This window comes from Flavobacterium soli DSM 19725 (assembly GCF_000422705.1).
Taxonomy (GTDB): domain Bacteria; phylum Bacteroidota; class Bacteroidia; order Flavobacteriales; family Flavobacteriaceae; genus Flavobacterium; species Flavobacterium soli.
Map to the genome: position 1 here is coordinate 1 of NZ_AUGO01000018.1, position 10,960 is coordinate 10,960.

The 10,960-nt window shown below is 39.1% G+C and carries 11 protein-coding genes and 2 pseudogenes; 12 read left to right on the plus strand and 1 reads right to left on the minus strand.

The features are described from left to right. Positions 1–2 precede the first annotated feature (2 nt). The 12 genes and pseudogenes from G508_RS20620 to G508_RS0115395 all read left to right on the plus strand — a co-directional run. Positions 3–248, plus strand: a pseudogene (locus tag G508_RS20620) (DUF6443 domain-containing protein); the annotation flags it as partial. A gap of 900 nt (positions 249–1,148) precedes the next feature. Beyond that, positions 1,149–3,470, plus strand: coding sequence for an RHS repeat domain-containing protein (locus G508_RS0115350; RefSeq protein WP_169628044.1), 2,322 nt, complete (start codon positions 1,149–1,151; stop codon positions 3,468–3,470). Position 3,471: 1 nt separating this feature from the next. Next, positions 3,472–3,879, plus strand: coding sequence for a hypothetical protein (locus G508_RS0115355; protein WP_157486061.1), 408 nt, complete (start codon positions 3,472–3,474; stop codon positions 3,877–3,879). Positions 3,880–4,195: 316 nt separating this feature from the next. Further along, positions 4,196–5,605: an RHS repeat-associated core domain-containing protein gene (locus G508_RS0115360; RefSeq protein ID WP_245569877.1), complete on the plus strand. Its 1,410-nt coding sequence runs from the start codon at positions 4,196–4,198 to the stop codon at positions 5,603–5,605. Next, positions 5,592–6,209, plus strand: coding sequence for a hypothetical protein (locus G508_RS0115365; RefSeq protein WP_026706150.1), 618 nt, complete (start codon positions 5,592–5,594; stop codon positions 6,207–6,209). Before G508_RS0115360 ends, G508_RS0115365 begins: the two co-directional genes overlap by 14 nt. 88 nt (positions 6,210–6,297) lie before the next feature. Then, positions 6,298–6,390 (plus strand): annotated as a pseudogene (locus G508_RS20625) (hypothetical protein); the annotation flags it as partial. 33 nt (positions 6,391–6,423) lie between these two features. Continuing rightward, a complete protein-coding gene (locus G508_RS0115370; protein WP_245569879.1) occupies positions 6,424–7,104 on the plus strand; it encodes a hypothetical protein in 681 nt (226 codons plus the stop codon). Further along, positions 7,101–7,631 carry a hypothetical protein gene (locus G508_RS0115375; protein ID WP_026706152.1) on the plus strand — a complete coding sequence of 177 codons (531 nt, stop codon included), beginning with the start codon at positions 7,101–7,103 and terminating at the stop codon, positions 7,629–7,631. The genes G508_RS0115370 and G508_RS0115375 overlap by 4 nt, the downstream gene beginning before the upstream one ends. Before the next feature lie 87 nt (positions 7,632–7,718). Beyond that, the gene (locus G508_RS19650; protein WP_245569878.1) at positions 7,719–8,873 is read left to right on the plus strand and encodes an RHS repeat domain-containing protein; all 1,155 of its coding nucleotides are present in this window, start codon (positions 7,719–7,721) and stop codon (positions 8,871–8,873) included. A gap of 5 nt (positions 8,874–8,878) precedes the next feature. Next, a complete protein-coding gene (locus G508_RS0115385; RefSeq protein WP_026706153.1) occupies positions 8,879–9,358 on the plus strand; it encodes a hypothetical protein in 480 nt (159 codons plus the stop codon). 48 nt (positions 9,359–9,406) lie between these two features. After that, entirely contained in the window at positions 9,407–10,159 is a 753-nt protein-coding gene (locus G508_RS0115390; protein WP_026706154.1) for an RHS repeat-associated core domain-containing protein, read from the plus strand. 12 nt (positions 10,160–10,171) lie between these two features. Further along, complete coding sequence (locus tag G508_RS0115395) at positions 10,172–10,558, plus strand: hypothetical protein (protein WP_026706155.1); 387 nt, start codon at positions 10,172–10,174, stop codon at positions 10,556–10,558. 106 nt (positions 10,559–10,664) lie between these two features. Here G508_RS0115395 and G508_RS0115400 read toward each other — a convergent pair. Next, the coding region (locus tag G508_RS0115400) for a transposase (protein ID WP_026706156.1) at positions 10,665–10,960 on the minus strand (296 nt) is incomplete at its 5' end.

The following is a 10,960-nucleotide window of genomic DNA, read 5'->3' on the forward strand; positions in this document are numbered from 1 at the left end:
CGATGCAGCAGGTTGCCCACAAGCAATCGGGAACGGGAACGGATATTGTGACCCCGATTGTCTATGACAACTTTGGCAGGCAGACCCACGACTACCTTCCCTATGCCGCACAGACGGCCACCATGGCCTATGATGCAGCGGCAGTAGCCAACGTATCGGCCTTTTACAATACGACAGCCTATGAGAATACCACAAACCCCTACAGCCAGAAGCGATTGGAGGCCTCGCCACTTGGCAGGGTGCTTGAGCAGGGAGCCCCGGGAGCGGACTGGATGGTAAACCCTACAAGCGACCTTGACCATACCATCAAGTTTGACTACAAGACCAACGTGGCCGGAGAAGTGAAGCTCTTCAAGGCCAACGCCACCTTGCACACCACCTTTGCCTCCCCATTGTATAACATTGCATTGGTAAACGGTGCAGGGACCACTTACTATCCTGCCAACCAGCTCTACAAGACCATCACCAAGGACGAGAACTGGAAGCCGGTTCCGGCCAACAATATCAAGCTTTCGACCACCGAGGAATTCAAGAACAAGAAGGGACAGGTGGTACTCAAGCGTACCTATAATCTGGTGGGCAGTAGCGTGACACCCCATGACACCTACTATATCTATGACCAGTTTGACAACCTGACCTATGTGGTGCCGCCGCTTGCTACGGGAAACATCAGCGGATTGCTCAATGACCTTTGCTACCAGTATAAATATGACTCCCGCAACCGCCTTGTGGAGAAGAAGCTTCCCGGCAAGCAATGGGAGTTTATCGTCTATGACAAGCTGGACCGGGTGGTGGCTACCGGACCTGCCTATTCTCCCTTTGGGACAGGCACCTCGGGATGGATGCTGACCCGCTATGATGCCCTCAGCCGCCCCGTGATTACGGGATGGTACCAGGCCACCGTTAGCTCCACGACACGGAACACCTTGCAGGTTTCCTACAATGGTGCCATCACCAACCTTGCAAGGGGCACCTCGACCGTCGACAATATTGCGACAGGGTATGCCACGGCGACCTATCCAAGTGGTTTCAAGCTCCTGACGGTGAACTATTATGACGACTATGCCTTTCCCAACGCCCCTACTGCCTTCACGGCGGTGGAGGGTGAACCGGTATTCTATAACAACTCGACAAAGAAGCCAAGGGGATTGCCAACGGGATCATGGGCAAGGGTGATTACCACCGCTTCCTCCACCTCGGGTGAGGCTTCCCACACGCTCTATGACAAGCGGTCAAGGCCCATACGGACCTATACTGCCAACCATCTTGGGGGCTACACCTATACGGATACCAAGCTGGATTTTACAGGCAAGCCGCTCTATACCCTTACCCGCCACAAGCGTCAGGCAAGCAGTGACGAGCTGCTGACAAGGGAGGAATTTACCTATACGGCACAGGACAGGCTCCTGACCCATAACCACAGGATTACCTTTCAGGGCACTGCGGGACCCGTGGAGCTGATCGCCAAGAACGAATATGACGCACTTGGACAGCTCAAGAACAAGAAAGTGGGTGGCCTTGCCAGTACGGCAACAGGGCTCCAGAAGGTCGATTTTACGTATAACATCCGAGGCTGGCTCAAGGAGATCAACAGCATGGCAAGCCTAAGCGAAAGCGGCTCGCCTACCGACCTCTTTGCCTTCAGGCTGAACTACAATACGGTGGACCATTCGATTGGCAACACGGTGACACCGCTCTACAACGGTAACATCTCGGAGACCTACTGGAAATCGGGCAGTGACAACGTGGTGCGGAAATATGGCTATGTGTATGATAACCTGAACAGGCTGACCGATGCCATCTACCAGAAGCCGATCCTGGGCAACCCTGTGATCCAGCAGGTTACGAATTCCTATAACGAGGAGATGGCCTATGACCGGAACGGGAACATCACGAGCATGTACCGCAACGGCTACCTTGATGCCGATGGTGGTGCCATTTACCCGATTGACAACCTCGAGTACCAATACAGCCACAATAAGCTGCTCAAGGTGATCGACCACACCAACAGCCTTGATGGTTTCCGTGATGGGCAGCATCCAAACGGGGTCACCGAGTCCGACTACTTTTATGATGCCAATGGCAACATGGTCCAGGACTGGAACAAGGGCATCGATGCAATTGTCTACAACCACCTGAATTTGCCTACAAGGATTAACTTCAAGGTGGATCAGGGAGAGAAATTTATTTCCTATATTTACAATGCCTTGGGGCAGAAGGTTTCCAAGCAGGTGGTGCACCAATCCTCGACGGAACAGGTGAACACGGTGACGGATTATTTGGGCGGTTACCAGTATGTTGGAGGAATATTGCAGCTTTTTCCGACAACGGAAGGCTATGTTAGCGTGACCAATGGCAAGGATTTTGACTATGTGTACAACTATACGGACCATTTGGGCAACATAAGGGTTAGCTATACGATGCCAAAGGGAAGCACGGTGCTTTCTATACTTGAGGAGAACCATTATTATCCTTTTGGGATGAAGCATGCCAACTATGGGGATGGGAGGCATGATTATGTTCGGAATCCTGATGGTACGGGGTATGCGGTTATAGACGAGGTGCACAGGAACAAGTATCAGTATAAGTTTCTTGGACAAGAGCGTCAAGACGAGCTGGGGCTTAACTGGGACACATTCCGACACAGAAATTATGATTATGCTATAGGTAGGTTTTTTGGAGTTGACCCAATAACTGAAGAATACATGTCAATATCTCCCTATCAGTTTGCTCATAACAGTCCTGTTTGGAAAATTGAGCTAGAAGGTCTAGAAGGTAAGCCAACAAGTGGCACAGATGTAATTAATAGAGAACCAAGAGTTTTAGCAGTATTTTATCATGGTGGTCCAGATGGTAACGGAGGAAGAACTACTGCTGCAGCTGCTGGAGGTGCTGGAAATATCTATAATTCAACAAAAAGCTATGCTGAAAGTAAAGGAATGGGATTTGAAGGAGTTATTATAGCACCAGCCGCAACTCAAGAAATGGGTGTTCAAACTGGAGCTGATTTTTTAAATGATAATTATCAATCTGGTGATACGGTATTAATTTATGGTTATAGTTATGGAGGTGATAATGCTGTTAATCTTGCTGAAGCAGTTCCTAGTATTCCAATTGACGGACTTATTACTGTAGATAGTTCGGACGGTCTTTTAAGGGGAACAACCGTTGACACAAGTGTTCCAGATAATGTTGCACAAGCATTTAATTTTTTTCAGACTAATGCGTCTGGCAATTCAAGTGGTAGTGAATCTAGTGGTGATTCCGATAACCCAAATAGAAGTGAAGATAGCTCTAGTGATGGTGGTTCGAATGTTATGGGTTCAAGGGGTTTTCCACATACATCCGAAGGGAAAGCAGAAGTGAAAAATATCAAAATTACAGGAGGCAACGTAAGCCATGGTAATATTCAAACAGTTGCGAAACAAAATATTCAAAAACGAATAAATGAAGTTATAAATGGAAACTAACATGAAAAAATACATTAAAATTTCAGCATATTTAATTTTAGCTTTTATAGTCGCTTTTATTATTTACGTTATGATGTTTTTTAATTCTCAAACAGATACTAAAATTTTAAAACTAGAAGGATATGTGTTTGATGAATCAACAAAAAAACCTATTGAAAGAGTAAAGGTTATAATTAACAATGACAGATATGAAGATGACTTTGGGAATAATAATCATGACGAATATTTAGGTCATGATAAGATTGAACTATTTACTGATAGTAATGGATATTATTCTACGTCAATTGACAAAAGTGCTTTTTTGTGGATTGATTTCTACAAAGAAGGGTATAGAAATACACGTGAAAATGGCAAATATTCTAAAGAAATAATGAGTTATAAAACATATATATCAAAACAAAAATATTAAAAGTGCTAAAAATTGGTAATTTATCAGATGTGTTTGTCGCTAATTATTCTGGTAATGTTTCAGATTAGGTGTTTTTGAAAAGCATTACCCTAACTCCTTGAAAAACAATGTGTATTTTGAGATTCTAAACCAATTAGAGGTGACCCAACAGGTCACCTCTTCTATTTTTGAGGTCGGATAAGGCCTAAAAATGCTTTTCTTGTATCTTAGTGTATCAAAATAGGTCATGGAAATAAAATGTAATTTTTGTAGGGCGCGTTTTCTCTACCCGATTGACAACCTCGAGTACCAATACAGCCACAACAAGCTGCTCAAGGTGATCGACCACACCAACAGCCTTGACGGTTTCCGGGATGGGCAGCATCCTGACGGTGTGGCAATGCCTGATTATGGCTATGACCTCAACGGCAACATGACGTATGATTGGAACAAGGGCATCGATGGGATTGCCTATAACCACCTGAACCTGCCCACAAGGATTAACTTCAAGGTGGATCAGGGTGAGAAATTTATTTCCTATATTTACAACGCAGTGGGGCAGAAGGTTTCCAAGCAGGTGGTGCACCAATCCTCGACGGAACAGGTGAACACGGTGACGGAATACCTCTCGGGCTTCCAGTATGTGGGGGGAGTATTGCAGCTTTTCCCGACGGCGGAAGGATATGTGAGCGTGACCAATGGCAAGGATTTTGACTATGTTTACAATTATAAGGATCATCTTGGCAATATAAGGGTTAGCTATACGATGCCAAAGGGAAGTACGGTGCTTTCTATACTTGAGGAGAATCATTATTATCCATTTGGGATGAAGCATGCCAACTATGGGGATGGGAGGCATGATTATGTTCGAAATCCTGATGGTACGGGATATGCGGTTATAGACGAGGTGCACAGGAATAAGTATCAGTATAAATATCAAGGCCAAGAGCGTCAGGATGAGTTATCACTGAACTGGGACAGTTTTAAATATAGAAATTATGATTATGCCATTGGTCGATTTATGAGTATTGACCCGTTAGCGGAAGATTATACTTATCAATCACCATATAATTTTGCGGAAAATAAAGTTATAAGCCACCTTGAATTGGAAGGACTTGAAGGAATACATTCTTCAAAAGTTGATGGGGCTGGAATTAGAACACATGTAATACAAAAGAATGTAGTTGTATTAACCCAAGCACCAAGACCAATTAATGCAGGAGCAAGTCCTAAAAGAGCAGCAAGAATAGAAAGACAAAACGCAAGAATAGCGGAATCTAATATTGCAAAAGTAAATAGTGTTAAGGCTGAATTAAAAAGCTTTTATGCAGGTGCTAAAAACTCTGCAGGAGAATCCGTTGAATTCCAATTTGATGTTATTGCACTGGAAACTAATAATACAGATGGTGGAAGTACAAGAGATGTTGTGAACATTGGTATTGCTAATGGAGTAGAATCAGGAGAAACGGCATATACAGGTGCTCCAAATAGTGTTGCTCCTGCAGCTGTTGTAACAACTGGTAGTTCTCGCGGGGCTTTAGGTTTAACACAAGGAAATGTAAAAATAACTGTGAACTCAAGTGTGCCTGGTGCTACAGCCCATGAAGTTGCACATACTTTAATGACAGGAGTAAAGAAAGAGGATGATTATCCTGGTGGTGATGGTGGTTTAATGGATTCACCCCCTGGGCAGATTAACACTAAAGAAGTAGATAGAATAATAGAAGATAGTTATGAAAAGAAGTAATAGTCAAAAGGTAATTTTGTGGTTTTTATTGTTTTTTAATTCTTTTGTTTTTTGCCAGCAATCAACATCAGAATATGTAATCATCACGTACGAAATTGATAGAAATAAAGACCAACATCCTACAAGAAATTATTATTGGATAGTACCAATAGATTCTTTAACAGGGGATAGGGATTTTAAGAAGTACCCATTATATTTTGATGAATTTTCTCAAAATGATTTAAATGACTGTAAAGGAAATAAGGATTTAGTTCTATTTACATTAGTTGCAAAAGAAGATTTTACTATTGGTGATAAAATAAAATCTGATATTGAAAAACTTAAATATATTGTCGAGGATAACCGTAAAAAAGTTGAGAGTGTAGTTAAAAAATGGACTAATGGATATACAGAAAAAATAACAATATATGTAACACCAGTTAAGGGTGATTTTTGTTGTAGCAATTTATCTTCTAACGATGAAAAAATGATTAATTATAAAGGTTTAGTTTATTTACCTATTGGAAATTTTAGTTTTAATGAACCTTTTTTTGAATCCGATAAATATAAAGAGATTATAAATGAAGATTATATAAATTCTAATTATGTTAATCTATCGGATTAGTTGTTTCGGGTAACGTATCGTTGAAGAGGCGGTTGAGAGGAGCAACTACCAGTATAAGTACAATGGAAAGGAGTTCCAAGACGAGCTGGTGCTTGGTTGGTACGACTATCAGGCACGAAATTATGACCCTGCTTTGGGACGTTGGATGAACATAGACCCGCTGGCGGAAGTAAGTAGGAAATGGTCTCCATATGTATACTGTTATAATAATCCAATGATATTTGTCGACCCAGATGGAATGTTTGCAACACCTCCGACTGATTTTTATAATTTGAATGGTAAACATGTTAAGCACATTGAGGATGGCAAGACGGATAAGAAAATGGTCTTAACAAAAAGTGAAAAAGAATCTAAGGTGCAAAGTGCTATTGATAAAGGACAGGTAGTAAGTGCGTTTTCTGACTCTGAAAGTGATAAAATGAGTGAGATATATAATAATGATGCGGAAAATAAATCATTTACTGAGCAAGGATTTATGAGAGGAACAAATGGAGAGTCGGAAATTGTAACTGGTGCAAAGGCTGGTGAAATTGGCTCAAAAGAATGGGCTAGTGCACGTGCTGAATTAAGTGAAAATGGAAGTACTCCTATTTCAGATGTACATTTGCATCCCAATAAATTTGATAGTTCAGGAAATATAAAACAGTTTGGTAAAGCAATGGGCTCTGGAGCAGATGTCGCCCCAGCTAATAATAAGGGTTACACTGAACCTTCTGTTGTTCTCGGGTATAAAAAAGAAACAGAACATTTATCTACAAGTCAAATTGGGCAAACTCCTAAAGTAGAGATTATTCCAACAGCGGCTTTTTATGATACTAATAAAGGGAATAATCCTATTATTACCATTCCATTTTCAGAATTGAAAGAAACAATAAAAACAATAAATACACAATGAAAAAGTATCTAATAATCATATTAATCATATTTTTCGTTTCTTGTGGCACATATGTTGACCGTGGAAAAAGTATCCATACAGATTTTGTAGATTTCACTTATTTAAAGAATTACAATGAGTTCGTGTATAAATCTAAGATAAATGCAGTTGCTGATAATGAGGTTTATTACACGACAAATTTTTCACTTAATCTTCCAAAAAATATAAAGGGGTGGTTTATATCTGACAATGAATTTTATTTCGAATATGCTAACAAAGAAATAATCTATATTAATTCTGGATATAGGAATAGTGATAACAACGGAAACTGGATGGTAAGAGAAATTAATAATGAAGAAATTAATCGTTTTTTGAGTTCTTATTGGAATAAAAGAAAGTATAATGAAGATGATTTAGAACATGAGATTTTTGGGAGAACTTCAAAAATTTATTCAGACGGAAAAGTAACTATCCTTTTATATAATATTAAGAGTAAAAATTTTGACAAGTATTTAGATTTAGCTAAAAGTTTTAAATATTTGGATTGATGGTAATGTTGGGTAATGTTTACTCTATTAAAAGCAAATAAATAATCACATATTCACAACGCATTGGGTCAGAAGGTTTCCAAGCAGGTGGTGCACCAATCCTCGACAGAACAGGTGAACACGGTGACGGATTATTTGGGCGGTTACCAGTATGTTGGAGGGATATTGCAGCATTTCCCGACGGCAGAAGGATACGTGAGCGTGACCAATGGCAAGGATTTTGACTATGTGTACAACTATACGGACCATTTGGGCAACATAAGGGTTAGCTATACGATGCCAAAGGGAAGCACGGTGCTTTCTATACTTGAGGAGAACCATTATTATCCTTTTGGGATGAAGCATGCCAACTATGGGGATGGGAGGCATGATTATGTTCGGAATCCTGATGGTACGGGATATGCGGTTATAGACGAGGTGCACAGGAATAAGTATCAGTATCGTTATAACTCCAAAGAGTTCCAAGATGAGTTCGATTTGAACTGGTATGACTATGGTGCACGAAATTACGATCCTGCAATATCAAGATGGATGAACATTGACCCGCTTGCGGAAAAGTATTATGGTATTAATCCTTATGCTTATGCAGGTAATAATCCTATCCTGTTTATAGACCCAGATGGTAGGCATATTGATACTTCACACATTTATGCTAAAAATAAGGATGGTGAATACAAAGACCCAGCTTTAGTTAAGGCTTTTAATAGTTTTGCTCAATCAAAAGAGGGTATTGCTTTTTTGTCAAATTTTGCGTCAAAAGGGCAAACAATTGCAGGACACAAGTATAAAGAAGCAGGTAAGTTTGATAAAAACGATACCGATTTAAAATTTGGAGGTGAGACAAGGGGAGCAAATGGATTAACTACCCATACACTTGAGAATGGTAATTTGGAAGTCACTCTTAATGTGAGCGGTGGTACAAGAGTTGACAAAAATATTGAAGACATAGCCCATGAGGCTTTCTACCATGTTGAAAAATATGGTGAGGATTATCTAAATGATAGGAAGCTTAATTCTTCAAATATCGATAAAGATATTGTTAGGGATATTGATACTTGGCTTGATAAGTCTGAAAACAGGCATTATAAAGGATGGAGGACAAATTATCTTCATCACAATCAAGGTATTAGGGATGAAATTGACGAAAAGAGAACCCTGCCAATCCTTAAACAATATTTTAGAAGTCAAGGATCAAAAAAGTCAGAAGAACAAATAAAGAAGGGAATGAGTCGTCATATGTAATAATTATGAAAAAAATATTAATAATATTAGCATTCGCTTTAATTGGAGGATGTAATAAGGAAAATAAATCAACTGTAGCTTATAGTAGTATTGATTTAAGTGTAATGTATAATAATTCAATCAATTCTTATAAAATTAAAGTTGATAGTAGTGTAGTAATTCTGTTAAATACAAAGGATAAAATGGGAAGGCTCTACAAGTCTACTTTAAACAAAGTACAATTTGAAAGTATCCAAAATGAAATCTCTCAAATTTATAATATACCATGTGATTCAACCACTAACCATTATGCGGATGGAATGAATTACGTACTTGTTATTAAACGGAATGACCAAAAAATCACTCTTGTTAGTAATACATGTGATAAATATGAAAAGGTAGATAATTTTGTTCAAGGCATAGTAAAGATGCTTGATAAGCAGAAAAAGCATGAATTTTTTGAGAGTGTTATATTACCACCTCCACCACCTCCAGAATTACCATAAGTACAGCTTGTAAATCCTGATGGTACGGGGTATGCGGTTATAGACGAGGTGCACAGGAATAAGTATCAGTATAAGTACCAAGGACAAGAGCGTCAAGACGAACTAGGACTTAACTGGGACAGCTTCAAATGGCGTAATTATGATTATGCAATTGGTAGGTTTATGAGCATTGATCCGTTAGCTGAAGATTATACTTATAATTCTCCTTATGCTTTTGCTGAAAATAAACTTGGTATGGGAAGAGAACTCGAAGGATTAGAGTTGGGACCATTTTGGGCTCCGTTTGCAGGGGTAATGCTCGAGTCTTCCAGTACAACGCCCACATCTGGCACAATGGTTACCATGGCAAGAAATACCATAGAGGTAGGAGCTAAAACATCCGAAAATTTTTCACGAGGTAGAGCAACGGAAGTTGAACAACTGGCAAGACATGGATTAGAAAAGAATACTGAAAGTGTTACTAGGATTGACCCTAAGACAGGAAAAGAGGGAATAACTATTCCTGATGCAAAAAAAACTGATGGTGCTACAGTCGAGATTAAAGACGTAAAGAATCAGTCACTTACAAGACAATTGAGATTGCAAAAAGCTGAATCTGAAGCGAATGGGGTTAAACCTGAATTGATTATAAATCAAACAGCAAAGTTGACGGAGCCATTGAAAAAAGCTGGATTTGAAATAAAAACTTATGAAAGTACAAATACAACTATTATTGACAATACTGCAGTTAAAAAACCTGTTTTACCTAAAGCAGTTACACCTCAACCCAAGCCAAAACAAGAGTGCACTACATGTACTTAAAATTAAAATTATATGAATGAAAATAATTTGTTAGAATTAAAAAAAGATATTTTTTATAGAGCAACATTGTTTATTGAGGATATGGGAGAATTTAGTCCTTTTGGTTCCGAGTTATTGGAAAATGAAATAAAACCAGTCATGATTTTTGATGATGCAGAGGAAGTTTCAAAGGGAGTTAAATGGATTGATATATTGATCGATAGCTTTTCTAAAAAAATATTTAATAATGAAATTCAAGCTGGAGCTATAGCTTATGATGTATCAGCTAATTTTAAAAATGCAGATGGCGTTTATGAGAAAAGGGATGCTTTATGTTTAAAAATTTCAACTGATGGTGAAAGTTGGAGTGAAGAGTATTTTCCATATATGGTAATCGAGGGAAAATGTATTTGGAGTTAGTTAACGAATAATTCTAGGTAATCCCGAACGGCCTTCAAAAAGTTGACTACACCTACACCCCCGTGCTGACGCATTCTATGATAAAAAACAAATAAAATATTAAAAATTAACAGGCAAATTTATATGTATTTACATATGGAGTTTGTCTGTTAATTACGCTAAAAACACGACTTATAATTTTACATCTAATGTTGTTTAATACTAGCATCGAATTTTTACCTTCGGCTTTCTTTTTATTATAATATTCTTTTAACTGTGGATCATATTTGATAGCCGTCAATGCACACATGTGAAGCAATGATTTCATCTTTTTGTCTGCTAAATGACTCACCTTGGTCCTGCCTTTTACACTGGTTCCTGATGAATATTCAAAGGGTGCTACTCCCGAATAGCAAGCAAATT

Bases quoted from the DNA above. Each gene is read 5' to 3' on its own strand.
- G508_RS0115355 (WP_157486061.1), top strand. From the start codon at position 3,472: ATGAAAAAATACATTAAAATTTCAGCATATTTAATTTTAGCTTTTATA.
- G508_RS0115365 (WP_026706150.1), top strand. From the start codon at position 5,592: ATGAAAAGAAGTAATAGTCAAAAGGTAATTTTGTGGTTTTTATTGTTT.
- G508_RS0115370 (WP_245569879.1), top strand. From the start codon at position 6,424: ATGATATTTGTCGACCCAGATGGAATGTTTGCAACACCTCCGACTGAT.
- G508_RS0115375 (WP_026706152.1), top strand. From the start codon at position 7,101: ATGAAAAAGTATCTAATAATCATATTAATCATATTTTTCGTTTCTTGT.
- G508_RS0115385 (WP_026706153.1), top strand. From the start codon at position 8,879: ATGAAAAAAATATTAATAATATTAGCATTCGCTTTAATTGGAGGATGT.
- G508_RS0115395 (WP_026706155.1), top strand. From the start codon at position 10,172: ATGAATGAAAATAATTTGTTAGAATTAAAAAAAGATATTTTTTATAGA.